Source organism: Sulfitobacter alexandrii (assembly GCF_001886735.1).
Classification (GTDB): domain Bacteria; phylum Pseudomonadota; class Alphaproteobacteria; order Rhodobacterales; family Rhodobacteraceae; genus Sulfitobacter; species Sulfitobacter alexandrii.
Genome location: NZ_CP018076.1, coordinates 1,782,549 through 1,807,160 on the forward strand (window position 1 = coordinate 1,782,549; position 24,612 = coordinate 1,807,160).

Genomic DNA, 24,612 nt, shown 5'->3' on the forward strand with positions numbered 1-24,612 from the left:
GATGGCATGATGCGCGACACCCAAGTCGACCTGGCCGCCCTCATCGGAAGTCGTATCTGTCATGACGTGATATCGCCGATCGGCGCGATCAACAACGGTCTTGAACTGCTGCAAATGGCTGATGGCATGTCGGCGGGGCCGGAAATTTCGCTCATTCGCGAAAGCGTCGACAACGCCTCGGCGCGCATCCGGTTCTTTCGGGTCGCGTTCGGGGCGCCGGCCGAACAGATGCTCGGCCGGTCCGAGGTGCTGTCCATCCTCGGCGATCTCTATCGAAGCTCTCGTTTCAGCGTCGACTGGCAACTCGACGAACCGCAGGCGCGCGGTGCCGTCCAGCTTGCTTTCCTGTCGATGCTCTGTCTCGAATCCGCCCTGCCGTTCGGGGGCGCGATGACCGTCACCAAGGACGCGCAGAAGTGGCGTCTTGTCGCCTCGGCGGACAAGATCAGGGTCGACAGGACCCTGTGGTCATTGCTGGCACCGGGCCGTTCGACGGCACGGGTGCAGCCCGCGCATGTGCAGTTCGCCATGCTGCCGATCTTTGCCGCCGAACAGGGCCGTCAGCTTGCCCATCACGCGACGGACACGACGGTCACGATCGAATTCTAGCCGCGCACCGTGCCGTCGCCGGTCACGATGTACTTGAACGACGTGAGCTGGGCCGCGCCCACCGGACCGCGCGCGTGCATCTTGCCGGTGGCAATGCCGATCTCCGCGCCCATGCCGAATTCACCACCGTCCGCGAATTGCGTCGAGGCGTTGTGCATCAGGATGGCGGAATCGAGCCGCATCATGAAGGTTTCCACCGCGGCCGGGTCTTCGGTGACGATGCAATCCGTATGGCTGGACCCGTAGCGGCGAATATGGGCGATCGCATCTTCGACGTTTTCCACCACGCGGGCGGCCATGACCATGTCGAGGTACTCGCGACCCCAGTCGTCGTCCTGTGCGGGCACCGTCCCCTCGATTCCGGCGAGATCGGCATTCACGCGCATTTCGACGCCCGCATCCATCAGCGCGCGGATGATCCCCTTGCCGATGGTGTCGGCCACGTCACGGTGGATCAGCAGGCATTCCGCCGCGCCACAGATGCCGGTGCGCCGGGTCTTGGCGTTCAGGACCACGCGCAGCGCCTTTTCGGGGTCCGCCGCCGCGTCGATGTAGATGTGCACGATCCCCTCCAGATGGGAGAATACCGGGACGCGCGCCTCGCGCTGGACCAGCCCCACCAGCCCCTTGCCCCCGCGCGGCACGATCACGTCGATCAGGTCCGTCATCGTCAGCATCTCGGAAACCGCCGCACGGTCGCGGGTCGGCACCAGCTGCACCGCGTCCTCGGGCAAGCCTGCCTCACGCAGCCCCTTCTGCAGGCAGGCATGGATCGCACGCGCGGAATGAAAGCTTTCCGAGCCCCCGCGCAATATGACGGCGTTCCCTGCCTTGAGGCAAAGCGCACCGGCATCCGCGGTGACGTTGGGACGGCTTTCGTAGATCACGCCGATCACGCCGAGCGGGGTCCGCACCCGCTTGATATGGAGACCCGAAGGACGGTCCCACTCCGCCAGTGTTTCACCCACCGGGTCGTCCTGCGCGGCCACGCTCCGCAAACCGTCCACCATGCCCTGAATGCGTGTCTCATCCAGCATCAGCCGGTCCATCATCGCGTCGGACAGCCCCTTGTCCCGGCCGAAGGCCAGATCCTTGGCGTTGGCCTCGAGGATGTCCGCCCGCGCGTCCCACACGGCATCCGCCGCGGCGGTCAGCGCCTGCGCCTTCAGCGCCGCCGAGACATAGGCAAGCTGCGCCGCGGCGGCCTTGGCACGCTGCCCGATCCCGGACATCAATTCGGAGATATTTTCTTCGTCTTTCATGGCCCTATGTCCACTTCTTAAAGTTTCTGACGATCACATCGCCATGTCATCGCGGTGAATCAAGGCGGCCCGGCCCGGATAGCCAAGGATCTCCTCGATCCTTTCGCTGCGGTGGCCCTTGATCTGGACAGCCTCTGCCGCGGAGTAGCGCGACAACCCGGTGCCGATGCTGTGGCCCTCCGGGTCGAGGATCGACACGCTGTCGCCCCGCTCGAAACTGCCGGTCACGGCAGTGATGCCCGCAGGCAGCAGGGACTTGCCCCGCGCCATGGCCTCGACCGCGCCTGCATCAAGCGTCACCGCCCCTCGCGGCTTCATCGCTGCGATCCAGCGTTTGCGCGCCGCCTGAGGATCCGACTGGGCGGTGAACCATGTGGCATTCGCGCCGTCCTGCAAGGCCCGGAGGGGGCGCAACACCGACCCTTCCGTGATCGCCATCGCGCAGCCCGCCGAGGTGGCCGTGCGGGCGGCCATCAACTTGGTCTTCATCCCGCCTTTCGACAGGCCCGATCCCGCGTCCCCGGCCATGCGCTCGATCTCGGGCGTGATCTGGTCGATCGTGTCATAGCGTGTCGCGGTCGGATCTTCTGCCGGGTTGCCGGAATAGAATCCGTCTACGTCGGAGAGCAGGATCAACTGGTCCGCGCCGACCGTGACGGCGATCTGCGCGGCCAGCCGGTCGTTGTCCCCGTACCGTATCTCGTCGGTGGCAACGGTATCGTTTTCGTTCACGATCGGCACGACGCCGAGGCCCAGCAGCGTCTCCATCGTGGCCCGGCTGTTGAGATAGCGCCGCCGATCAGCGGAATCTTCAAGCGTCACAAGCACTTGCGCCGTGATGATGCCATGAGGCTGCAAGGCTTCCTCATAGGCCCTGGCCAGCCTGATCTGGCCGACGGCCGCGGCGGCCTGGGATTGTTCCAGTGGCAGCGTCGTTGCCGGCAGGCCCAGTACGCCCCGCCCCAGCGCGATGGAGCCGGAGGAAACGAGCACGACATCGGCCCCCAACCCCTTGAGCCAGCGCACATCTTCGGCCAGCGCCACCAACCAGTCGGCGCGCAGCAGGCCGGTTTGCCGGTCGACCAGCAAGGCCGATCCGATCTTGACGACGATGCGCTTTGCAGCGGTCAGGGTTGCCATGGCGCGATGTCTTCCTCGGGCTTGTGGCGCAGCCGATCGTCGTCGATCTGGTCACGCAGGGCCCGCAGCACCTCTGTCACGCCTTCCCGTGCCACACCTGACATCTGCATGACAGGGCCGCCAGCCGCTTTTTCCAATGTATTGCAAGCGGCTGCACGCTCCTCTTCATCCAGGGCATCAATCTTGTTCAGGACCGTCACGCGCGGCTTGTCCGCCAGGGCGCCGCCGTAGGCCTCCAGCTCGGTCAGGATGGTGCGATAGTCCTCCGCAATGGTCTCGGATGTGCCGTCGACCAGATGCAGCAGCACGGCGCAGCGTTCCACGTGTCCGAGGAACAGGTCGCCCAGGCCCCGCCCTTCCGAGGCGCCTTCGATCAGTCCCGGAATGTCGGCGACGACGAACTCCGTATTGTCGACGCCGACGACGCCAAGGTTCGGGTGCAGCGTGGTGAACGGGTAATCCGCGATCTTGGGCCGGGCGTTCGACGTCGCGGCGAGGAAGGTGGATTTGCCCGCGTTCGGCAGGCCGAGAAGGCCCACGTCCGCGATCAGCTTCAGCCGCAGCCACAGCGTGCGTTCCACCCCGTCCTGCCCCGGGTTCGACCTTCGCGGGGCCTGGTTGGTGGCCGACTTGAAATGCAGGTTTCCCCAACCGCCGTTGCCGCCGCGGGCCAGTTCGACGCGCTGCCCCAGTTCGGTCATGTCGACCAGCACGGTCTCCTGGTCCTCGTCGAGGATTTCCGTTCCGACGGGAACGCGCAGCACGATATCCTCGCCGTCCTTGCCCGTGCGCTGTTTGCCCATGCCGGGCTGGCCGTTTTTCGCAAAGAAATGTTGCTGATACCGGAAGTCGATCAGGGTGTTCAGACCGTCGACAGCCTCCGCCCAGACGGACCCGCCCTTGCCGCCGTCGCCCCCGTCCGGCCCGCCGAACTCGATGTATTTTTCGCGCCGGAAGGACACGCATCCGCCGCCACCCGCACCGGAGCGGACGTAGACTTTGCACAGGTCGAGGAACTTCATGTCGGGGCCTTTCGGGACAGGCTAGAGCTTGCGGCTATAAGTCCATGTGGGTACGGCAGCCTGACGGGCCACACAATAGGTTTCCGCATCGCCAAGATAGACGAAACCGGCGTTGGTCAGCACCTTGGCCGATGCGGGGTTGTCATGGAAGACAGAGGCGAACATCGCGGCATTTCCCTGGGGATTTGCCGAAACCAGCGCCTGAACGGCCTCGGACGCCAGGTGACTGTTCCAGTAGGCCGGTGCGACCCAGTAGCCGATTTCGGACTGGTTGCGATCCAGCCGGGTCAGGGAGATCACACCCATCACTTCCGAACCGCCGGTCTTGAGGCCATCCATTGCCCAGACGTCCTCCACCCTCGGGTCTGCCAGGGCGCGGGCGATAAACGCCTCGATGGTGCCGGGCGGCAGCGGATGCGGGATCGTTGCGGTGGTCAGGGCCACGCGCGGATCGCCGGCGAAGAACTCTATCAAACCCTTGTCCGACCGGCGCAGCGGGCGCAGATCGAACCGCGGAGTCGCGATCAGAGGTTGATTGGTGATCGTCTCCATTTGCATCGTCATGTTCCTCCTCCGAACATCAACTTAAACTGCCCGACCCGCGAACAGCACAAAAAGCACCGACGCGACGGTAAGCGCGGCCAGTGTCCACATCAGATAAGGTTCGGCGGCCGTTCCCGCCACCGTCCGGGCCACGCCGTCACCGGCGAGGGTCCAGAGCGGATGCAGCAGGATCTGCACCCCCAACAGGATGACCGCGATCGTTGCCGTCGCTTCGAGCGGCGGCGTGCCGGGGGTCACGAAGGCGGTAAAGCCACCGATGATCATGGCCCAGGCCTTGGGATTGAGCGGATGCACGATCAGCCCGGGCAGAAATCCGGGCGGTGTTCCCACCTCTCGTCCCTGCCCCAGCCGCAGGTTCGCGACCTTCCATGCCAGCCAGAAGATATAGGCGGCGGAAGCATACTTGAGCACCGTGAAGACCCAGGGGGCGCGGTTGCTCAATTCCATCAGGCCGAAGCCGATGGGCCAGATCAGGAACTGCTTGCCCAGAGCGACCCCCGCGACGAATGGCAGGGCCGCCCGAAAGCCGAAGCGCGCCCCGGTGGCCATGAGGGCCATGTTCGCCGGACCCGGCGTGCCCACTTGGCTGGCGGCGAAGACGATGAAGGAGGTGGCGGCGACGGACATCACGCGGCCTCCGGCTTGGCGAGGTCGTCGGCCAGCACGCCCATCAGCACGTCATCGTACCAGGTGTCGCCCACGCGCGTCGCGGCGCGCGCCCGGCCTTCCTCCGTGAAACCGGCCTTCCTGAAAGCACCGATGGCGGCCTCGTTGTAGGACAGGACACGCGCGGAAACGCGGTGCAGTCCCAACCGCCCGAAGGCATGGGGCAGAACCAGCGAGATCGCGCGGGTTCCAAGCCCCTTTCCCAGCATCTTGCTGTCCAGAATCCCGACCGCCAGGGCTGCGCGCCCGTGGTGCGCCTCGTACGAATGCAGGCGCAGCGCGCCGATCATCCGGCGCTTATGCTCGATCACCCATGCCCAGGGCTCGACCTCCTGCGCGTAGAGCCAGCGATCCGCCTGCGCGCGCGTCATCGCGGGAACGGTCGCGGGATCCGCGCCGAACATATGGTGGATCGCAGGCGTATTTCCCAGCCGCAGCCGTGCCACGGCATCCTGCGCGCGGGGCGGACGCAGACGAACAACACCATCACCGAGGACCGGACGCTGTGATGTGGACATGGCCCGCTCCTTTCTGGATCGCGGTCTGAACAGGAAAAAGAAAAGGGACCGGCGTTTCCGCCGATCCCTGAATTTTTTCAAAACTTGCGGGTACGGCTTACTCGGCGGCCTCCGCCGCTGGCAGGACCGAAATGAAGGTGCGGTTCTTGAGACCCTTGTGGAAGGTCACGGCGCCATCGACGGTCGCAAAGATCGTGTGATCCTTGCCCATGCCGACGCCATCGGCGGGCCAGAACTTGGTGCCGCGCTGACGCACGATGATGTTGCCCGGAACGACGGATTCGCCGCCGTATTTCTTGACGCCAAGGCGGCGACCAGCTGAGTCGCGCCCGTTACGGGATGAACCGCCTGCTTTCTTGTGTGCCATTTGGTCTCTCCTTAGCCTTTCGCCAGTTCCTTGGCCTGTGCGATCCAGTCTTCCCGACCGACACGACCCTTGAACGACAGTTTCTCTTCAATAGCTTCAACGTCCGCTTCTGTCCATGCGGCGATCTGCGCGAAGGTGGTGATGCCCTCGTTGTTCAGCTTCTCGACGATCACGGGACCGACGCCGGAAATCTGGGTCAGATCATCACCCTCGGATTTCTTGGACTTGGCCGCTTTCTTTTCTGCCTTGGCAGGCGCTTCTTCCTTGGCGGCTTTCTTTTCCGCCTTGGCGGGCGCGTCAGCCTTCTTGGCCTTCACCGGCTTGGCGGATTTCTCCTGCGCCTCGCCCTCGGCAACGCGCTTCTTCATCTCGGCCTGATCGGCACGGTTCATGGTGTACCGCTCTTCCATCGCAGCGACGATGGACGCGCTGACCGACCCCGTGCCAACGGCGGCCTTGGCCTTGGACTTGCCCGCGCCGGAGGGCATGATGTCGCCGATCTTGACCAGCGTCAGCTTCTGACGGTGGCCCTTGGTCCGCTTGGAAGAGTGCTTCCGGCGGCGCTTGACGAAGTGGATGACCTTCTCGCCCTTGATCTGGTCCACGACCTCGGCTTCGACACCGGCGTCCTCGATCAGGGGGAGCCGACCTTGGGATCGTCGCCGCCCAGCATCAGCACTTCGTTGAAAATGACAGTTTCACCGGCATCTGCCGCAATACGTTCCACCCGCAGCATGTCGCCGGGGGCCACCTTGTATTGCTTACCGCCAGTCTTGATGACCGCAAACATCGCGTCTTCCTTCACTTTGCCGCGTTCTGTGGTCCCCTCTCGGGCGTTTCGGACCGGCATCGCAGCCGCGTCCACCTCGAACAGCGCGCCCTTGGGGCGTCATTGATACATTTCCCGCGCGAGCAGCCTCGCCGGGATGCGGGCTTATCGGGGTATCGCGGCCGCAAGTCAAGCGGGTTTCGGCAGTTTTCCCTACAGTTCCTCTGCAGTCATGTTCAGCGCCACGGTGCGCCCCAGCGCATAGGATATATCCTCGTAGGCGGCACCGAACCCGGCAAATAGCGCGCGGTTGAGCGCCTGGCCCGCCGGCGTGGCGCCAAAATCGATATAACTTTGCAACTGCGCGTCCGAAAGCGGCGAATAGGCCATCAGAAGGTAGCCGTAGAGCCAGCTTTCCGTATCCTCGCGTATGGCATCCGCCTCGGCGGCGGTGTCTGCAAGCATCTGGTCCTCGGTCGCATCGAGGGCATTGCCGTCTGCGAGGCCCCGCATGAACTGGTAGTTGGAGTTGAGCGCGGTGGCGACGTTGCGTTCCACCATGTCGCCCCCCGCGACCAGCAACCGCAGCATTTCCAGGCGCGGGTTAAGAGTTTCCGACAATTCGGCATAGCGCAGGCGCGCCGCCGCCTCCACGTCGGGCGCACGGATCGCCTCCCTCGCGGTATTTTCCAGCGTGACGATGCGTGTCCCGAGGTCGGAGGCGAAAAAGTCGACCGCTTCTTCGAGCGTTTCGCCCTCCAGTTCCGCGTCGAGGGCGGTGCGCACGGACTCCACGATGCGGGCGGGGTCATAGATCGCCTCGACCTGCATCTGCCATCCGCCGCCGCCCTGCCCGTTCAGCATGTCGGCGTCGAGATCCTCGGCGCTGGCCAGCCCTTCCTCGCGCAGGATCGCCGCGACCTCTTCAAGGCGCAGGACATCCACAAGCACCGAAAGGCGCGCATCCGCATGGGCCGGCAGCGCAAGGGCCAGCAGCAGAGGCCAGAGCAGAAGCGCGCGCCGCATCACAGGTCGGTGCTTGGCTGCATGTCCGACAGCCGGGCCGCCACCGCTTCGAAACGGTTGGCCATGATCTCGTACTGGACCGCATTCATCAGGGCATAGACCTTCTGCATCTTGGGGTGTTCCAGCGCTTCGGCATAGGCTTCCACCTCCTCGTCCGAAAAGGCCTGGTATGTATATGCGGCATTGGTGAGCGCGCTGGCGGCAATCGCGCTGCGCATCTCGTCCTCCTGCGCCCGCATGGCCTCGCGCAGGTCGGCCTCCTCCATCTGCAGTTCGATCACCCCTGCCGCTGCGGCAGCCATGAGGAACCGCACCTGGACTTCCTGGATCGCCTTGAGCGACGCACCATCCGCGTCCGTGGCCGTGGTCAGCCGCTCCAGCAGGTCGATGCGCGGGCTGTCGATCCGCTGCAATCCCTGCATGATCGCCTCGCCGCTTTCGGTCTTGAGCCCGTCCTCTTCCTCCATGTGGCTGTCATTCTCGACCGCGACCAGCCGCTGACCGAGGTCTGTGGCATAGAAGTCGGCGGCATGGTCGAGCAGGTCGTCGGTCAGCGTTTCACCGAGAATGGTCAGCGCCATCTCGTGCATGATGTCCGTGGCGAAGACCTCGTTCACGAGCCGCGACCACTCCGAGCCAAAGGCATCGGCCTCGATTCCCAGCATGGCCGGGGCGTTGTCCGCGGACAGCCGTATGCTTTCGAGCGCCACGTCGAAGCCCGTGACCTCGAGATATTCGCGCAGCTTCGCCTCGTCGGCGGCCTGCGCAGGCGGCGCCAAAGCGGCGACCATCAGCGCAAAGGCGGTTGTCAGGGTGAACAGGCTGTGGCGAAGGGCGGCGGGCATGGGAGGATCCTTTCGTTCGTCTTCCCTGAACTTAGGCGCTCCTTTCGCAGCCGCAATGAAAATTCCCGTGTAGGGCATCTTCCCGCAGATGCCCTCTTGCCTGTGGGACGAAAGCCCACTAAACGGGCGCTCCAGACCCCCGCGGAGAGGTGCCGGAGTGGTCGAACGGGGCGGTCTCGAAAACCGTTGACCCTTCACGGGGTCCCAGGGTTCGAATCCCTGTCTCTCCGCCACTGATCTCTTAATATTTTCGTATATTTCAGGTCGTTACAGGATGTATAATTCGGACGCTTGAGATCTTGCCCACTCCCTGCGCACGGCGCGACCCCAGATCTTGACGGACAAACGGCCCCACTAACCTCACGAAAGCGTGAGCAGCTAGGCCGCTATACTCTCAGTCTTTCCGCTCCTACTTTTGTTCTTTGTAATACTGCACTGCAGCGAATTCGCCGATCATCTGCCCAGCAACCCGCCCGCAGAAGTAGTTGCATATCTGGCGAAGCCGGGTGACACGCTGACGGTCCGTGCTTACCGAAAAGTTTTCGTAGTCTTCGGAGTTGATACGCAGAATTTCATCCAGCCGTGCGCGATCCAGTTCGAATGTGTGCGCTATCTGATTTCGGAGCTTGTTCAAGCCTTCCACCGTGGGCAGCATGTGCGGGTCGTTTACCCCAAAACCCAAGAGGTAAGCTATCTCAAGCTTCTGAGCAAAACCTGCTTTAACATCCTTCACGGCAACATGCGTTGTTGCGTAGGCTCGGATATACTGCAACAGGACGTGCTCAATGATCAAATGCGCCTTGAGTAGTGCGTATTCGATGTTCTGCGTGCGCGGAAACTTCTTCGTTAGCTGCTCAAGGTCTTCGGCAATCGCTTCTATCTCCGCTTCCCGTTCTTCCCGCGACGTGTAGTGGGCTACGGGATCAATCAAGAAACCGCCTTCTTTAAAGAAATTATGCGCAGTCTGCATGTTCGGCCTAGGGCGCTTGACTTGACGATACTTCATTTTCGGACCCGATACATTCCTTTGCCTACCAATACCTCATCCTACGCTGAGCATTGAAAAAAGTACCGCCCCCGAAGGGACGGCAATTGCCCTTGGCACTAGGGATGGGTTGTCAGAGGTGTTCGCACAGGGCCGCGACGGTCTAAGCCCTTCCCCGGTCAGAACGTCCACAACGCTCTGGGAGGGCGACGACAGCGCCAGCGTCAGCACGTCGGGCAGATCCACCCCTAGCCGGTGCTCGAATAGGTGCCGGAGTGGTCGAACGGGGCGGTCTCGAAAACCGTTGACCCTTCACGTTGTCCCAGGGTTCGAATCCCTGTCTCTCCGCCACTTTTCGGAATGTCCCCGGAAATCGGGTGCCAGACCGGAAATCGACGCGTCGTCGGCTTCAAACCGTCACCCGAGCGCCAAACTCCCGACCATATCTTTCTGCAATGTCGCGCCTTCTTGAAAGGCGCTGGCATGACCGAGATCCACGATCACACCCCCTCGCGGCGGGCCCGGCTGTTCGAACTGCACCGCCAGATGCTGCAGGCCGGCGATGCGAACGGATCTGGCCGTCGGGGCGGTGCGTTGCTGGACGATGCGGCGGCGCGGCACCTTAGGTCCAGCGCGATCGCTTCGTTGCGTCAGGATCCCCCGGGCGAAGAATCCCCCGCCCGAGGTCGGTCGTTGGCGTTCAATAGAATGCGCTGGCGTCCAGGCCGACCGTGACCGCGCCGATCACGTCGCCGCTTGCGGGGTCGGTGATGGAAAAGGAAACCTGCCCCTGGTAGGTCTGCGTGCTTTCGTCCAGCGCGATCTCGTCGATGAAAATGGCGCCTGCACCCTTGTTGAACGTCTTTTGAAACTTGGGTTCATCGCCCTGCCAGTAATCGGATGTAACCCCGCTGGCCGCGACGTTCAGGCCGTGGCTATCCATGACAAAGACTTCGGTGATGCGCCCCTGTCCCAGAGAGACCTGTTCGCGCAGGAAATCGGAAAGGTCATTCTGCAGCACGCTGTCGATGAGGGGGGCATCCGCGGCGCCGACCTGTCCCCGCCACGCGTTGTCCAGCTCGGTCACCTTGGCGGTGTCGAAATGGGCGTGGCGCCTGTTCTGGTCCTGCACGGCCGCGACGATCCGGGGCGCGTTCACCCAGGAGGAAAGATCGCCGGAAATGTAATCCGCCATGGCGGGTGGCACCTCCGCCGCATGCGACATGCCGCCGACAAGCAGGGTGAGAGGAAGAAGTATCGAGCGTGAAGTCATGATGGCATCCCAAAACTGGCGCCCGGCGCCAGTTGCCGGGCCAACCCGGCGGACCCTAGAGCCTGTGGATTAAGCCGGCGTAAATGCCACTCGACATCCCGCCCCGCCCCTTCAGGAGGCGCCGCGGAAACCGGTCGCAACCACGAATTTTTCCGAACTGTCGGACCGGCTTGCCGGCGGTTTGATGTTGGCGACCTTGGTGAAACGCTGCTTGAGCAGTTTCTGCAGGTCGCCTTCGGCCCCGCCGGCCAGAACCTTGGCGACGAAGGTCCCGCCTTCGTCCAGCACGTCGAAGGCGAAATGGGCCGCCGCTTCGCACAGGGCGATGATGCGCAGATGGTCCGTCTGCTTGTGCCCTGAGGACGCGGCGGCCATGTCCGACATCACCACGTCGGCCTTTCCGCCCAGCCATGTCTTGACCTGCTCGTCCGCGTCGTCCGCCATGAAGTCGAGCACGTGCAACTCGCACCCCGCGATGGGCTCCATCTCCTGCAGGTCGATGCCGAGGATCGTGCCGACCCGCTTGTCCGACCGTTCGCCCAGCACGTTGCAGCGCTTGACCGCGACCTGGCACCAGCCACCGGGCGCGGCGCCAAGGTCCACGACCCGGGCGCCCGGAACGAGGAAGCGGTACTTGTCGTCCAGTTCCATGATCTTGTAGGCGGCGCGGCCCCGATACCCTTCTGCCTGAGCGCGCTTGACATAGGGGTCGTTCAACTGCCGTTGCAGCCAACGGGTCGAACTGAGCTTGCGTCCGCGCGCGGACTTGACCTTGACCTTGAGGTCGCGCAGGCCGCGACCGGAGGTATTCTTGCCCGTTGGTGTCTTTGCCATGCTGTCAATCCGCCTTCGATGCCCTGTCATACCGGCTTTGCCGTGACTTCGCCAGTGTTCAGCCGCGCTCTACCGGGGCGGGGAGCGGGAAGAAACCGGCAAAGCGCCGCAGCAATGCGGGATCGCCGGCAATCTCCAGCCCTCCCGCCGCTTCCGGCGCGACACCGCCGTACACCACGGAGGCCAGCGCGGTCGGATCACCCGACAGCCGCAGGTGGGCCACGTCGACCGTTCCGGCGGCGACGGTCAGCCTTCCGTCCCGGATGCGCAGGGTCTGCGGCCGGCCCCCGAGGTCGAGTTGGACCACCATGTCGACACCCGCCGCGCGGGATGCGTCGAACATCGTTTCGAACGACATGCCGATCGATGCGGGACTCATCGGTTTGCCCGGGGTCATCCCGGGCGAGCGGACTGCCCAACGGCCCAGTTCTCGGATCAGCGGTTTCAGTTCCGCGCCCCAGTCGGTCAGGGCGTAGACCACGGTGGACGCCGGATGCGGCAGGCTGCGCCGCACGACGATGCCATCCCGTTCGAGGTCGGCAAGGCGATTGGTCAGGATGTTGGAACTGATCCCCGGCAGCGCGGCCTTGATGTCGGTGAACCGCAGCGGCCCCGGCACCAGTTCGCGCACGATCAGCAGCGCCCACCGCTCGCCGATGATTTCGAGCGCATGCGCGGTCGCGCAGCCGTCATCGTAGGGCTTCTTGCGCGCCATTCCGCCGTCTCCTTTCTGTTTCGAATTATTCAGTTGCTTTTATGAACTGGAAAGACCTTATTCTTAACCTAGTCATCAAGAGGGAGAAACCAATGGCCTATTTCGATATTTTCCTGGCGCCGGTCGCGAAAACCAATCGGCAGTCGTTCGACGCGTTTCTGAAGAAGTCGCACGAGATGATCCTGGGGTTCGGCGCGACCGAGGTCGTCGACCTATGGGGCGATGACCTGCCGGAGGGCAAGCTGACATCCCTGCCGCTCGCCGTGAAGCTGGAGGACGGAGAGACCGTCACGGCAGGCTGGGTCGTCTGGCCATCCAAGGAGATCCGCGATGCGGGCTGGGCAAAGATGATGAGCGCGGAGCCCGACATGGAAATGCCTTTCGACGGCAAGCGCATGATCTTTGGCGGGTTTTCCGAGCTCCTGACGTCGCGCGCCTGACCCCGGCGCGTCCGGGCGTTCAGCCATCGAAGCTAATAGGTGCCATCCTCCAGCACGCCGTCCGCGCTCATCTGGGCATAGAGCAGGCCTTCGCGGAGGCCGCGGTCGGCCACGGACATGCGGTCCGTCGGCCAGCAGCGCATGAGCGCCTGCAGGATGGCGGCGCCCGACATGATCAGCGCGGACCGGTCCTGCCCGATCCGTGGATCGGCCCGCCGCCCCCCCGGCCCCATCGCGAGATAGGAGTGGATCACCCGGTCGATCTGTTCCGAGGTCATGCGCAGCCCGTCCACCTTTGTCCGGTCATAGCGCTTGAGACCGAGGTGGCTGGCGGCGACGGTGGTCACAGTGCCGGAGGTGCCGACGATCTGGAAGTTCTCTTGCGGCTGGGCGGACTGGTAGGGGGTGAAATCCGTCAGGTTCTCTTCGAAATACCAGCTCATCAGCGCAAATCGTGCCGCGTCGTCCTCCACGTCGGAGAACTGGTCGCGCAGCGTCGCGACGCCCAGCGGCACGCTGATCCAGTCGACGACCCGTGCCGTCGGAACATCCGAGGCGGCCTGCTCGAACCCGCTGTGGAGCCGCATGATGGATTGCGCGCGGTCCTTGCGTGGCACCTTGGAGATATCGATCCACACCAGCTCGGTCGAACCGCCGCCGATATCCACGACCAGCAGGTTCTCCGTCTTGCGGTTGACGAGCGGGGCGCAGGAAATCACCGCCAGCCGCGCCTCTTCCTCGGGTTTGATGATGTCCAGCCGCAGACCTGTCTCACGCTGGATGCGTTTCAGGAAGTCGGCGCCGTTCAGGGCGCGACGGCAGGCCTCGGTCGCGACGAGACGCATCCGCTTGACCTTGTTGCGCCGCAATTTCTGCTGGCAGATGCGAAGGGCCTGAATGGTACGCGACATGGATCCGCGCGACAGACGCCCAGTTTTTTCCAGGCCGGCGCCCAGCTGGACGGACTTGGAAAAGCTGTCCACCACATGAAAACCGCTGCCCTTGGGCTGGGCGATCAGCATGCGGCAGCTATTTGTCCCCAGATCGAGCGCGGCATAAAGCTCGGTCGAACCGGGCGTAACTGGCGCGGGGCTCAGAGCCGGTCGTGTTCCTTTGTCGAGCGCGCCCGCACCTTTGGGACGCTGTGGCGCCATGGTGTTCGCGCCTTGTATAACGAGTTGACGACAGGCTAATCCCTGCGCCGTCCCTGCGCAAGGCCTAGCACGTTTCGGAAGGCCGCGTTGCTGTCAGGCGCGGCCCGTTTCGGCCTTGTAGCGTGCGATCCATGCGGCGCTGGTGGCATCTGCAAGCTTTCGGGTGCCGGGGGCGATATTTGCGGCGCATCCCGGGTCAACACCGATGAACGCCAGCACCTGTGAAAGCGTCTTCTGCGGCGCCTTCGACAGGTCTTCATAATTCAGCCGCAGCGGTGCGATGCCATTGGTGTCAAACCAGGCGGGCCAGGCGGTATCCAGCGCCTGCAATTCGGCGATGCGCCGGGTGAGCGCCGCTGCATCATAGCCCGGTGTTCCCGCAGGCGGCAGTTCCTCCAGCGCGCTGCCATCCGGGCGGCTGTGCCAGAGCCCGCTCTGTTCAGCCCTGAGCCAGGAAACCGCCTCTGCCAGCTTGTCCGCGCGCCTGAGGTATAAGAAGCGGACCGGTCCGAAAGCGGCGGCAAAGCGGGCCGCGTCATCGGGCAGGCCGGGGTGTCTCCGGCCCAGCCAGGCGCAGGCCGAGCCGAGATCGGGCCCCATGAGCCGCAGGCCGAACAGCGCGGTACCGCCCTGCCCTTCGCGGCGCATGGCCGCAAAATATTCTTCGGTAAAACGCGCGTCGGTTGGGTCAACCGCTTCGGCAATACCCCATTCGGCGCACCAATCGGCCAGATGCTGCGCCCCGAAAAACGAATCCGGCCGTCCCGCGACGCCTGTCTGCGTCAGCATGTTGCACAGCAGGGTCGTGCCGCTACGCGGGTTGCTGCACAGGACGTAGGCTTGGGGTTTGTCGGTCATTTCGCAATTCTAACGTGGCAGGGTTGCAGCGACCATCTGTGGTTTCATCCGGCTGGGGGTTCCGGGCTTCGCATCTCTGGCCTGCACCGATCCGACTGACACATGCAACCTGTCCGCGGACCGGCACCATGCGGCGATCCTCACAACCTTGTTGAGAATTATGAGCGCCCGCGCCCCTCGTACCCGATGGCCCCGCAGGCTAGAAGACGCAAGTCGCGGATGGGGTCCCGTGTGTCGAAAAACGGCGACGGGAAATTTGCGACTGCCGATAGAAGGCCTGAAAGCGCAACGGAGGAATCAAGGCATGCCGGACGTCACGATCGTGTATTGGCGCGACATTCCTGCACAGGTCATCGTCGGCAAGGGCCGGCGGGGATCCAAACGCCAGTTGCCGGAGCGCTTTGAGCAGGCCATCGACCGCGCCGCCATGAAGGTGGGGGCCGAGGACACCGATGCCTATCTCGCTGAGTGGCGCAAAGCCGAACCCTACGTGGTGGACGGGGACCCCGACACCGTGGCCGATGCAGAGGCCGCGCGTCTGGACGCCGAATACGACCGGGATCGGATCAAGGCGCTGATCGCCAACGACGGCTGGGCCTGAGGGCCGCCCCCATGTTCAAGGATAACATCATGTCTTTGCTGAACTTTCGCCGCAAGGAAACGCCCGCAGCGCCCGTTGGCAGCCCCGAGGTCGAGGCCTTCCTGCAGGACTATTCGATCGAGGTGATGCCGCGCACCGCCGAGAAGGTCGAGGATTTTCGCGACCTGCTGCCCGCGGGCACGCGCGTCTATATCGCGCATATCGAAGGCACGCCGATCGAGGACATGGTGGCGACGGCCCGGCGTCTGAACGCCGACGGCTACAAGGTCATGCCGCACTTTCCCGCGCGCATCATCAAGGACCGCGCGACGCTGGCGAACTGGATCGCTATGTACCAGGGCGAAGCGGACGTGAAACAGGCGCTTCTGCTGGCGGGCGGCGTGACGACACCGCACGGCGATTTCAGCGACTCGATGCAACTGATGGAAACCGGTCTTTTCGACGAGGCAGGATTCGAGCGTCTGCACGTCGCGGGCCACCCCGAAGGCAACCGGGACATCGACACCGACGGCACCCGCCTGCGCGTGGACGAAGCCTTGCGGTGGAAGAACGATTTCCAGACCCGCACCGATGCGGAAATGGCGATCGCGACCCAGTTCGCCTTCGAGGCGCAGCCGATCATCGAATGGGCCGACAGCCTGAAGTACGCGGGGATCACCCTGCCGATCCACATCGGCATCGCCGGTCCCGCCAAGCTTCAGACGCTCATCAAGTTTGCCATCGCCTGTGGCGTCGGCCCGTCGCTGAAGGTGCTTCAGAAGCGCGCGATGGACGTGACCAAGCTGCTGCTGCCCTACGAGCCGACCGATGTCGTGACCGAACTGGCCCGCCACAAGGCCGAGAACCCCGATTTCAACATCAGCCACGTGCACTTCTTCCCGCTTGGCGGCATCAAGACCAATGCCAACTGGGCCATCGAACACGGTGGCGCCGCCGCCGTTCCAGCCAACGCCGAATAAAGGACCAATCCATGACCCGTACCGTAGTCGAATCCAAGACCAGGACCGCCATCATCGGCTTTGAAGAGCCGTTCTGTGTCATTGGCGAACGGATCAACCCCACGGGCCGCAAGATCCTGTCCGAAGAGCTTGAGCGCGGCGATTTCAGCCGGGTCGAGGCGGATGCGGTGGCGCAGACCAACGCGGGTGCCAACATCCTCGACGTGAACTCCGGTGCGGTGTTTTCCAACAAGATGGCCGAAGACCCGCGCTACGCCGACAACAACTTCGTCGAACCGACGCTGATGCCGAAACTCATCAAGCGGGTGCAGGCGGTATCCGACCTGCCGATCTGCATCGACAGTTCCGTGCCCGGCGCCCTCGAGAATGGCCTTGAGGCCTGCGAGGGCCGCCCGCTGCTGAACTCCGTCACCGGCGAGGAAGAGCGTCTGGAACTGGTGCTGCCGCTGGTCAAGAAGTACAACGTGCCGGTCGTCGCGATCTCCAACGACGACACGGGCATTTCGGAAGACCCCGAGGTGCGCTTTGCCGTGGCCAAGAAGATCGTGGAGCGCGCGGCCGACTTCGGCATTCCCGCCCATGACATCGTGGTCGACCCGCTGGTCATGCCGATCGGTGCGATGGCGACCGCTGGCCACCAGGTGTTCACGCTGGTGCGCCGTCTGCGCGAAGAACTGGGCGTGAACACGACCTGCGGCGCGTCCAACATCAGCTTCGGCCTGCCGAACCGGCACGGCATCAACAACGCGTTCCTGCCCATGGCCATGGGCGCGGGCATGACCTCTGCCATCATGAACCCGGTCGCGCTGCCCGTGAACCAGGCCAAGATCGCCGAGAAGAAGGCCGAGCTCGACGCCCTCGGCGTGGTGCTGCCCGAAGGCATGGACGACGAGACCTTCGTCCAACTGTTCGGCATGGGCTCCACCCTGCCCCGTCCCGGCAAGGAGATGGAGGCGATCCGCGCCGCGAACTTCCTGTTCGACCGCGATCCGCATGGCGGCGCCTGGATCGAGTTCAACAAGCAGGCCCCGAAGGCCGGTCAGGAAGGTCGCGGGCGTGCGGGCCGCACCGGCGGACGCCGCCGCCGCGGCTGATCCTTCCGCGCCTTGAACATCCAGAGAGCCCCGAAGGACATCCTCCGGGGCTCTTTTCGTCTGCCTGCCCGATTTTGCCGCACCGGTGGCCGCCGGTAACGCGGTCTTAACGCACCGCGCGCTAGACCCTCCCCACGTAGCTGAAGCGGAGGTGCACGATGTTTTCCGTCTACTCTTCATATGGCCGGGTCACAGATGCCTGAGCCGCTGATCCCGCAGAGCCGTCTGAACGTGTCGCAGGCCGCCGGCCTCCACGCCGCGCTGCTAGCACGCAAGGGTCAGGATCTGACTGTCGACATGGGCGGCGTCACCCAACTCGGTGCGCTGTGCCTGCAGGTATTCATCGCGGCGGGGAAATCCGCCAGGGCCGCCGGAACCGCGCTGACCTTCGTGAACGTGCCGGATCGCATCCTCGACCAGATGAAGGTCATGGGGCTGTCGCCCGAGGCGATATCGGAGGGGGCGGAATGAGCCTCGCCATCCTCGCGGTGGACGACAGCCGCACCATGCGCGACATGATCCGCCTCGCCCTGTTGCCGGCCGGTTTCACCGTCCACACGGCGGACGACGGCCTTCACGGGATGGAGGTTCTGGAAGGGATCGATCCCGATGCCATCATCACCGACATCAACATGCCCCGGATGGACGGTTTCGGTTTCATCGACGCGGTGCGTGGCCAGGACCGGCACCGCGCCACCCCGATCCTCGTCCTGACCACCGAGGCCGCGCCGGAACTGAAACAGCGTGCCCGCGCGGCCGGGGCAACCGGCTGGATCGTGAAACCCTTCGACCCCGATAAGCTGGTCAAGGCGCTTCGGATGGTCGCAGGTTAGGGAGCCACGGGATGAGCGAACAGAACGATCCGATGGCGGAAATCCGCGCCTCCTTTTTCATCGAGTGCGAGGAACTGCTGGAAGCCCTGCAGGATGGCCTGCAGATCATGTCGGACGACGCCGATGACAGCGAAACGATCAATGTGGTCTTCCGGGCCGTGCATTCGATCAAGGGCGGTGCCGGCGCCTTTGGCCTGGAATTCCTTGTGCGCTTTGCGCACCGCTATGAAACCGTACTTGACGAGGTGCGCGCGGGCCGGCTTGACGTCACGCCTGATGCGCTCAAGGTCTTCTACCGGGCCGCGGACCATCTGTGGGACCTCGTCCGTATCAGCCGCGATGGCCTGCCGGAACCCGAGGCGCACACCGCGGACCTGCTGACGGCGCTCGACGGCCTTCTCGGAGACCGGGGCCCGGCGGATGAGGCGGAGGAAGATGCGCAGATCGACTTTCAGCCCCAGGCCCTGTCGCTGACCCTCGACCTCGCCGGGGGCGGCGATCTTCCCTCTCTCGATCCGCACGGGCCAGGCTGCCTCAGGATCAGGTTCACGCCTCTGGCTGAACTTTTCGAATCCGGCAACGAGCCCGCGCTACTGCTGCGCAACCTGTGCGAGTTGGGACGCGCCACCGTACGATGCGACACCTCGCGGGTGCCGCCCCTCGCCGAACTTGCGCCGGGCGCGCCGCATCTTGGCTGGGAAATCACGTTGGAGACCGACGCGGACGAGAGCGAGATCGCATCGGTCTTCGAATTCGTCGAAGGGCTGTGCCATCTGGAAATCTCGGCGGAAAACGCAGCCGACGACCCTCCGCAACCGCAGGAATTGCCACGGTTCGATCCGGTGTCGGATCTGGATGCGAGCCCCCCGCTTGCCGACGCAGCAAACCCGGCGCCTCGCCCCCTGTCGCCAACGCCTCGCGAGCCGACCGCGCCGGTTTCGCCGAAACCGGCGGCCAGCGCGTCGCGAACCGTCGTCCGTGTCGATCTCGAACGCATCGAAAGGCTGGTGAATCTCGTGGGCGAACTGGTCATCAACCAGGCAATGCTGAGCCAGAGCCTGGAGCGGTCGGGCCTGTCACCACATTCCGACGCGATGAACGGGCTGGAGGAGTTCCAGCGCCTCACCCGCGACATTCAGGATTCGGTGATGATGATCCGGGCCCAGCCCGTCAAATCCCTGTTCCAGCGCATGTCCCGCATCGTCCGCGAGGCCTCCGCCGCGGTGGACAAGGATGTGCGTCTGGTGGTTCACGGCGAGGATACAGAGGTGGACAAGACGGTGATCGAACGCCTTGCCGATCCGTTGACCCACATGATCCGAAACGCCGTGGATCACGGGCTTGAAAGCCGCGCCGCCCGGTTGGAAGCGGGCAAGCCCGAACAGGGACAGGTGCATCTTTCCGCCGCGCACCGGTCGGGCCGCGTGGTGATCGAGATTTCGGACGACGGGGCAGGCATCAACCGGGCCCGGGTTCAGCAGATTGCCATTGAAAAGGGCCTGATCCCCGCCGATGCGGTGCTCAGCGATTCAGAAATCGACAACCTGCTTTTTCTGCCCGGATTCTCGACCGCGCAGCAAATATCCGACCTGTCCGGGCGCGGTGTGGGGATGGACGTGGTACGCACCGCCATTCAGGCGCTCGGCGGGCGGATCACCACGACCTCGCAGCCCGGCGCGGGGACGACGTTCTCGATTTCGCTGCCGCTCACGCTTGCCGTCCTTGACGGCATGGTGGTTGACGTCGCGGGCGAGACTCTGGTCCTGCCCCTGAACCTCGTGGTCGAAACCCTGACGCTGGGCGCCGGCGACGTGCAGATGCTGCGCCCCGGCCGTAACGTCGTGCGGGTACGCAGCGGCTTCGTGCCGCTTCTCGATCTCGGTGCGGCGCTCGGCTATCGGGACCCGCTGACCGATTTCAACGGCTCGGTCGTGCTTCTGATCGCACAGGAGGACGGCAGCACGGCCGCCCTGCTGATCGACAACATCGTCGACCAGCGCCAAGTCGTGATCAAGGGGCTGGACGAGAGCTTTCACCGTGCCCCCGGCATCGCCGCCGCCACCATCCTCGGCGACGGCCAGATCGCGCTGATCCTGGACCCATCCGACATAATCTCGAACGCCATGTCGCCGCACCAGCCCATGGCGACACTGCATCGCGCCGAAGGAGCCATCGCATGACCGATACGACCACGCCAAGCAGCATCGAACTGCTGACCTTTCAACTGGCCGACCAGGAATATGCCATCGACATCATGTCGGTGCGCGAGATCCGGGGCTGGACGAGGGCCACCCCCCTGCCCCAGGCCCCGCGCTACATGAAGGGGGTCATCAACCTGCGCGGCACCGTCCTGCCGGTGATGGACCTTGCCCAGCGGCTGGGCCTGGCACCCCGCGCGCAGGGTGACCGCGCCGTGATTATCGTGGTCAAGCACGAGGACAGCATGACCGGGCTGCTTGTCGATGCCGTATCGGACATCGTCGCCCTGACGACCGACAACCTCCAGGTGCCGCCCGACGGTGCTGCCGGGGCCGGTGGGGTCGTCAGCGCCCTGACCCTGATCGACGACCGGATGATCCGTGTCCTCGACCTCGGCGCGACCGTCAACGTCAGCGAAAGCCTTGCCGCGTGATCGCGGCACGGCTTGCCCAGACCACCCTCGACCCGGACAGTTTCCGCGCCATCGCGGAACTGGCCTACCGGGAAAGCGGCCTGACGCTCGCCGACAAGAAGGCCACGATGATCCAGTCGCGCCTGCGACATCGGTTGCGGGCGCTGGGGCTGCCGGATTTTCCCAGCTACTGCAGTTACCTGAAGTCCGATCAGGGGCGACAGGAACACCGGCACCTGATCTCGGCGCTGACCACCAATGTGTCCCACTTCTTCCGCGAGCGGCACCATTTCGACACGCTCCGCGCCTTGGTGACCCAGCGGTTGCCCGCGCTGCGCGCCGGTGCCAGCCTGCGGATCTGGTCGGCAGGCTGCTCGAACGGGCAGGAGCCGCTGTCGATCGCCATGACCCTTCTGGAATGTGCGCCGGACATGCACGGCCTTGACCTGCGCATTCTGGCGACCGACATCGACCCCAAGGTGATCGCCTTTGCCAAGCGGGGCGTCTATTCCGACCGCCTGATGGAAGGCGTGCCCACGCCGCTGCGCGCCCGCTACTTCACCCATGCGATCTGTCCCGAAACGAACGAGCCCGGCCATGCAGCCGGTGCGCAGATCAGAAAGCTGATCCGCTACAACCCGCTGAACCTGCTGGCGCCCTGGCCGATGCGCGGCCGGTTCGATGCCATCTTCTGTCGCAACGTGGTGATCTACTTCGACCTGCAAACCCAATGCGGCCTCTGGCCCCGCATGCACCAGGTGCTGCACCGGGACGGCGTCCTGTTCCTGGGCCACTCGGAACGCATATCCCCACCGGAGCACTTCGGCTTTCGCGTGGGCGAACCCACGACCTACCGCCCCGCCTGACACCGCACCGCACCGACCGAACCGCGCCACCACAATCGAGGATACCCAAATGGCCCTGCGTGACCAACTCCACATCATGGTTGTCGATGACATGTCCACCAGCCGGGGGCTCATTACGCAGGCGCTGGATTCCTTTGGCGTGCGCCATGTCTTTACCGCCGACAACGGCAAGCAGGCGTTGCAGAACCTCAATGCACGACCGGTCCACCTCGTCATCTCGGACTACAACATGCCGGAGATGGACGGGCTGAACCTGCTTCACAACCTGCGCGCCGGCGCGCGGACAAAGGGGATCGGGTTCATCCTGATCACGGGCCGCGCCGAACAGCAGATCATTGATCACGGCAAGAAGCTGGGCATGAACAATTATCTCAAGAAACCGTTCGAACCCGCGGATCTGCGGAGGTGCATCGAGCAGGTGGTCGGACGCCTGTGATGGAACACGCACCCGTGCAGAACCCGGACCTTGATACCGTCCTGTGCCGGCTTTCCAACCACGCCTCGGTGCTGGCCGGACTGGTCGCGCGGGCCGAGGAAGCGGTCGGTGAGTCTTTTGACCGACATGACGGCGAAAGCCCCGGCACCGTCATGTTCGCGGAACTGCAAACGCTCGATTATCTGCGCCAGTCTCTGGAGGATATGGCGAGGCTGTTGAGTGGACTGGCACCGCCCGAGGGAACGGAAACGGGCGTAATCGCGGCGCACCTTGCCGCGACGCTGAGGCTCGCCGACACGCGCGCCCTTCTCGCCCCTGTCCGCGCGGCCACCTGCCGGCCAGGCTTCCTCGACGGCGGGGGCGCGATCGACCTTTTCTAGGCGCAGGTCCGGGGGGGACGACCCCGGCGCTGAAGCGCGGTCAAAACAATTCGACGTCCTGTCCGGCGGTCTGCCGGGCCCTTTGCGGCATCGCGTCGATCACGGTCGTCCGCGGCTTGGTCTTCTGGCGCGCGACCCCGCTCGCGGGGAGATAGACGACATGCCGCGCCGCATCGCCGCCGACGGATCGCGACAGACAGGGGATGTTTTCGCTCTCGAGGAAGTCGAGCACAAAGGTGACATTGGCCCGGCCGATCTCGGACAGGCCGGAGACCATCTTGGCGCCGCCGAAGACCTTGGCCTGCATGCGCATCTTCTGCGCCCCGAGCTTGAGCATGTCGTTGATGAGCAGTTCCATGGCATACAACCCCTCGGGATCGTACCGGGTCGAAGACTTGGCGTTGGTGGCGATCAGGATGTGATTCATGCCCCCGATCCGGGCCACGGGGTCGTGCAGGCAGCAGGAAACGCAGGATCCCAGCAGGGTCGAGATCACGGCGTCTTCCGCACCCGACACGGCATGTTCACCTTGGGTGATGACGGTTGTTTTCGTGGTCATCGCCCGGGCTCCCCCTGCCGTTGCCGGTACCGTCTCTCGGCGTCGTTGATCCTGCCTGCAAGATCGTCGAGGGCGACCTGTTCCGAGGCCGCGCCGATTTCCCACGCGACGCGGGGCATGCCGTAGACCGTGCTGCTCTCCTCGTCCTGGGCAAAGGTGAGCGCACCTGCATCGCGCAGGGCCTTCAGGCCCCGTGCGCCGTCACGTCCGAGACCGGTCAGGATGGCGGCGATCACATGCGGCGCCCAAGGGACCGCCGAGTGGAACAGCCTGTCGACCGAGGGGCAGTGCAAAGACCGCTCCACGTCCGGGGCGAGGCGGATCTCCCACCTGCCCGATCGGCGGACCACTTCGGCATGTTGGCCCAGGGCGGGTGCCAGCGCCACCTGCCCCGGTGACAGGCTCATGCCCTGTTGCGCAAGGCTCACCTGCCGATGAAAGGTCCGGTCCAGCAGGTTCGAGAAACTGACGAGGTAGGGTCCGGGCATGTGCTGAACGATCACCACGGGCGGCCCCCACGGATCGAGCCCGCCGATCAGGGTATCCAGCGCGGCCACCCCGCCGGTTGAGGCGCCGATCAGGATCACCGGTTCGTTCCCCGGTGATCGGGTCGCGGAGGGTCTGACCGGGGTGTGGGGCGGATGCGGCCGGGATCGCAAACGGCTGAAGGCCGCGGCAAAGACGCGCCGCGCGATCATCGCGCGCTGGCGCGCGTCGGTGCCCGTCATCGGCTTTTCGATGCAATCGACCGCACCGAGCATGAGCGCCCTGACGGTCGCATCGGAATTCGCGCTGGTCATGCCGGAGACCATCACCACGGGCAGAGGATTGAGGCGCATCAGCCGCTCGAGAAAGCCGAGCCCGTCCATTCCCGGCATCTCGATATCCAGTGTGACCACGTCGGGGCGGGTCGCCTTGATCACCTTGCGGGCTGCCTGCGCATCTTCCGCTTCTCCGACGACACTCAGTCTGGGGTGAGCTTCCAGAACCACCCTCAGCCAACGACGTATCAACGCTGAATCGTCCACGATGACCACGCGGCGAGGCCGCTGTGGGCGCGCAGGGCCCTGCCCGTTGGCATGCGGCATCTCCGTCACCGCACGTGTTCCACGAAGCGTCTACTCATCAACCCGTCCTGCTGGATACCTTACCAAACCCTGCGCGATCCGGCGGGATCACACCCCCTCTATGCCTGCAGGGAGTGAACAGGCCTTTAAGGCGGCAGA

Annotated in this window: 30 protein-coding genes, 2 tRNA genes and 1 pseudogene; 14 read left to right on the forward strand and 19 right to left on the reverse strand. The window is 64.4% G+C overall.

The window, feature by feature from the left end; translation table 11 throughout:
* Window positions 1-9: 9 nt before the first annotated feature.
* A complete protein-coding gene (locus BOO69_RS08695; RefSeq protein ID WP_071973731.1) occupies window positions 10-609 on the forward strand; it encodes a histidine phosphotransferase family protein in 600 nt (199 codons plus the stop codon).
* Here BOO69_RS08695 and BOO69_RS08700 read toward each other — a convergent pair.
* The 10 genes and pseudogenes from BOO69_RS08700 to BOO69_RS08745 all read right to left on the reverse strand — a co-directional run bounded on the left by BOO69_RS08700 (window position 606) and on the right by BOO69_RS08745 (window position 8,788).
* Window positions 606-1,871: a glutamate-5-semialdehyde dehydrogenase gene (locus BOO69_RS08700; protein WP_071971810.1), complete on the reverse strand. Its 1,266-nt coding sequence runs from the start codon at window positions 1,869-1,871 to the stop codon at window positions 606-608. The two genes, BOO69_RS08695 and BOO69_RS08700, sit on opposite strands and share 4 nt — an antisense overlap.
* 33 nt (window positions 1,872-1,904) lie before the next feature.
* Entirely contained in the window at window positions 1,905-3,011 is a 1,107-nt protein-coding gene (gene proB / locus BOO69_RS08705) for a glutamate 5-kinase (RefSeq protein WP_071971811.1), read from the reverse strand.
* Entirely contained in the window at window positions 2,999-4,033 is a 1,035-nt protein-coding gene (obgE, locus tag BOO69_RS08710; RefSeq protein ID WP_071971812.1) for a GTPase ObgE, read from the reverse strand. Before obgE ends, proB begins: the two co-directional genes overlap by 13 nt.
* A 21-nt stretch (window positions 4,034-4,054) precedes the next feature.
* Entirely contained in the window at window positions 4,055-4,591 is a 537-nt protein-coding gene (locus BOO69_RS08715; protein ID WP_071973732.1) for a GNAT family N-acetyltransferase, read from the reverse strand.
* Window positions 4,592-4,618: 27 nt separating this feature from the next.
* Window positions 4,619-5,224, reverse strand: coding sequence for a LysE family translocator (locus BOO69_RS08720; RefSeq protein WP_071971813.1), 606 nt, complete (start codon window positions 5,222-5,224; stop codon window positions 4,619-4,621).
* The gene (locus tag BOO69_RS08725; protein ID WP_071971814.1) at window positions 5,224-5,781 is read right to left on the reverse strand and encodes a GNAT family N-acetyltransferase; all 558 of its coding nucleotides are present in this window, start codon (window positions 5,779-5,781) and stop codon (window positions 5,224-5,226) included. Before BOO69_RS08725 ends, BOO69_RS08720 begins: the two co-directional genes overlap by 1 nt.
* A 97-nt stretch (window positions 5,782-5,878) precedes the next feature.
* Entirely contained in the window at window positions 5,879-6,148 is a 270-nt protein-coding gene (gene rpmA, locus BOO69_RS08730; protein WP_071971815.1) for a 50S ribosomal protein L27, read from the reverse strand.
* Window positions 6,149-6,159: 11 nt separating this feature from the next.
* Window positions 6,160-6,938, reverse strand: a pseudogene (locus BOO69_RS08735) (50S ribosomal protein L21).
* Window positions 6,939-7,130: 192 nt separating this feature from the next.
* Window positions 7,131-7,943, reverse strand: a complete 813-nt coding sequence (locus tag BOO69_RS08740) for a DUF2059 domain-containing protein (protein WP_071971816.1) — start codon at window positions 7,941-7,943, stop codon at window positions 7,131-7,133.
* Window positions 7,943-8,788: a DUF2059 domain-containing protein gene (locus BOO69_RS08745; RefSeq protein ID WP_071971817.1), complete on the reverse strand. Its 846-nt coding sequence runs from the start codon at window positions 8,786-8,788 to the stop codon at window positions 7,943-7,945. The genes BOO69_RS08740 and BOO69_RS08745 overlap by 1 nt, the downstream gene beginning before the upstream one ends.
* Before the next feature lie 143 nt (window positions 8,789-8,931).
* Between BOO69_RS08745 and BOO69_RS08750 the strand changes: the two genes are divergently transcribed.
* Window positions 8,932-9,021: transfer RNA gene (locus BOO69_RS08750), tRNA-Ser, on the forward strand.
* Between the two features lie 176 nt (window positions 9,022-9,197).
* On the opposite strand, the gene BOO69_RS08755 is transcribed toward BOO69_RS08750, so the two are convergent.
* A complete protein-coding gene (locus tag BOO69_RS08755) occupies window positions 9,198-9,758 on the reverse strand; it encodes a hypothetical protein (protein ID WP_156874900.1) in 561 nt (186 codons plus the stop codon).
* Window positions 9,759-10,034: 276 nt separating this feature from the next.
* On the opposite strand from BOO69_RS08755, the gene BOO69_RS08760 reads away from it, so the two are divergent.
* Window positions 10,035-10,124: transfer RNA gene (locus tag BOO69_RS08760), tRNA-Ser, on the forward strand.
* A gap of 66 nt (window positions 10,125-10,190) precedes the next feature.
* Here BOO69_RS08760 and BOO69_RS08765 read toward each other — a convergent pair.
* From BOO69_RS08765 to BOO69_RS08780, 4 genes are all read right to left on the reverse strand, one after another.
* Window positions 10,191-10,394 (reverse strand): hypothetical protein, encoded by a 204-nt coding sequence (locus tag BOO69_RS08765; RefSeq protein ID WP_071971819.1) that lies wholly within the window; start codon window positions 10,392-10,394, stop codon window positions 10,191-10,193.
* A 79-nt stretch (window positions 10,395-10,473) separates the two neighbouring features.
* A complete protein-coding gene (locus BOO69_RS08770) occupies window positions 10,474-11,046 on the reverse strand; it encodes a hypothetical protein (protein ID WP_071971820.1) in 573 nt (190 codons plus the stop codon).
* A gap of 111 nt (window positions 11,047-11,157) precedes the next feature.
* Window positions 11,158-11,880: an RlmE family RNA methyltransferase gene (locus BOO69_RS08775; RefSeq protein WP_071971821.1), complete on the reverse strand. Its 723-nt coding sequence runs from the start codon at window positions 11,878-11,880 to the stop codon at window positions 11,158-11,160.
* 58 nt (window positions 11,881-11,938) lie between these two features.
* Window positions 11,939-12,595 (reverse strand): winged helix-turn-helix transcriptional regulator, encoded by a 657-nt coding sequence (locus BOO69_RS08780; RefSeq protein ID WP_071971822.1) that lies wholly within the window; start codon window positions 12,593-12,595, stop codon window positions 11,939-11,941.
* A 92-nt stretch (window positions 12,596-12,687) separates the two neighbouring features.
* On the opposite strand from BOO69_RS08780, the gene BOO69_RS08785 reads away from it, so the two are divergent.
* Complete coding sequence (locus BOO69_RS08785; RefSeq protein WP_071971823.1) at window positions 12,688-13,035, forward strand: DUF1428 domain-containing protein; 348 nt, start codon at window positions 12,688-12,690, stop codon at window positions 13,033-13,035.
* Window positions 13,036-13,067: 32 nt separating this feature from the next.
* Here the strand turns inward: BOO69_RS08785 and BOO69_RS08790 are convergent, their stop codons facing one another.
* The gene (locus BOO69_RS08790) at window positions 13,068-14,189 is read right to left on the reverse strand and encodes a Ppx/GppA phosphatase family protein (RefSeq protein WP_071971824.1); all 1,122 of its coding nucleotides are present in this window, start codon (window positions 14,187-14,189) and stop codon (window positions 13,068-13,070) included.
* 93 nt (window positions 14,190-14,282) lie between these two features.
* The gene (locus BOO69_RS08795) at window positions 14,283-15,047 is read right to left on the reverse strand and encodes a Stf0 family sulfotransferase (RefSeq protein ID WP_071971825.1); all 765 of its coding nucleotides are present in this window, start codon (window positions 15,045-15,047) and stop codon (window positions 14,283-14,285) included.
* A 304-nt stretch (window positions 15,048-15,351) separates the two neighbouring features.
* On the opposite strand from BOO69_RS08795, the gene BOO69_RS08800 reads away from it, so the two are divergent.
* From BOO69_RS08800 to BOO69_RS08845, 10 genes are all read left to right on the forward strand, one after another.
* Complete coding sequence (locus BOO69_RS08800; RefSeq protein WP_071971826.1) at window positions 15,352-15,648, forward strand: virulence factor; 297 nt, start codon at window positions 15,352-15,354, stop codon at window positions 15,646-15,648.
* 29 nt (window positions 15,649-15,677) lie between these two features.
* Window positions 15,678-16,607 (forward strand): methylenetetrahydrofolate reductase, encoded by a 930-nt coding sequence (locus BOO69_RS08805; protein ID WP_071973733.1) that lies wholly within the window; start codon window positions 15,678-15,680, stop codon window positions 16,605-16,607.
* 11 nt (window positions 16,608-16,618) lie between these two features.
* Complete coding sequence (locus BOO69_RS08810) at window positions 16,619-17,701, forward strand: methyltetrahydrofolate cobalamin methyltransferase (protein WP_071971827.1); 1,083 nt, start codon at window positions 16,619-16,621, stop codon at window positions 17,699-17,701.
* 195 nt (window positions 17,702-17,896) lie between these two features.
* Window positions 17,897-18,172, forward strand: coding sequence for an STAS domain-containing protein (locus tag BOO69_RS08815; RefSeq protein WP_172839518.1), 276 nt, complete (start codon window positions 17,897-17,899; stop codon window positions 18,170-18,172).
* Window positions 18,169-18,534, forward strand: a complete 366-nt coding sequence (locus BOO69_RS08820; protein WP_071971829.1) for a response regulator — start codon at window positions 18,169-18,171, stop codon at window positions 18,532-18,534. Before BOO69_RS08815 ends, BOO69_RS08820 begins: the two co-directional genes overlap by 4 nt.
* 11 nt (window positions 18,535-18,545) lie before the next feature.
* Window positions 18,546-20,714, forward strand: a complete 2,169-nt coding sequence (locus BOO69_RS08825) for a chemotaxis protein CheA (protein ID WP_083545481.1) — start codon at window positions 18,546-18,548, stop codon at window positions 20,712-20,714.
* Window positions 20,711-21,166 (forward strand): chemotaxis protein CheW, encoded by a 456-nt coding sequence (locus BOO69_RS08830; protein ID WP_071971830.1) that lies wholly within the window; start codon window positions 20,711-20,713, stop codon window positions 21,164-21,166. Before BOO69_RS08825 ends, BOO69_RS08830 begins: the two co-directional genes overlap by 4 nt.
* A complete protein-coding gene (locus BOO69_RS08835) occupies window positions 21,163-22,011 on the forward strand; it encodes a CheR family methyltransferase (protein WP_237267594.1) in 849 nt (282 codons plus the stop codon). Before BOO69_RS08830 ends, BOO69_RS08835 begins: the two co-directional genes overlap by 4 nt.
* Window positions 22,012-22,060: 49 nt before the next feature.
* The gene (locus BOO69_RS08840; RefSeq protein ID WP_071971831.1) at window positions 22,061-22,447 is read left to right on the forward strand and encodes a response regulator; all 387 of its coding nucleotides are present in this window, start codon (window positions 22,061-22,063) and stop codon (window positions 22,445-22,447) included.
* Window positions 22,447-22,827 (forward strand): hypothetical protein, encoded by a 381-nt coding sequence (locus BOO69_RS08845; protein ID WP_071971832.1) that lies wholly within the window; start codon window positions 22,447-22,449, stop codon window positions 22,825-22,827. Before BOO69_RS08840 ends, BOO69_RS08845 begins: the two co-directional genes overlap by 1 nt.
* Before the next feature lie 40 nt (window positions 22,828-22,867).
* Here BOO69_RS08845 and BOO69_RS08850 read toward each other — a convergent pair whose 3' ends face one another.
* Window positions 22,868-23,386, reverse strand: coding sequence for a chemotaxis protein CheD (locus BOO69_RS08850; protein ID WP_071971833.1), 519 nt, complete (start codon window positions 23,384-23,386; stop codon window positions 22,868-22,870).
* Window positions 23,383-24,474 (reverse strand): chemotaxis-specific protein-glutamate methyltransferase CheB, encoded by a 1,092-nt coding sequence (gene cheB / locus BOO69_RS08855; RefSeq protein WP_083545482.1) that lies wholly within the window; start codon window positions 24,472-24,474, stop codon window positions 23,383-23,385. The genes BOO69_RS08850 and cheB overlap by 4 nt, the downstream gene beginning before the upstream one ends.
* Window positions 24,475-24,612 lie beyond the last annotated feature (138 nt).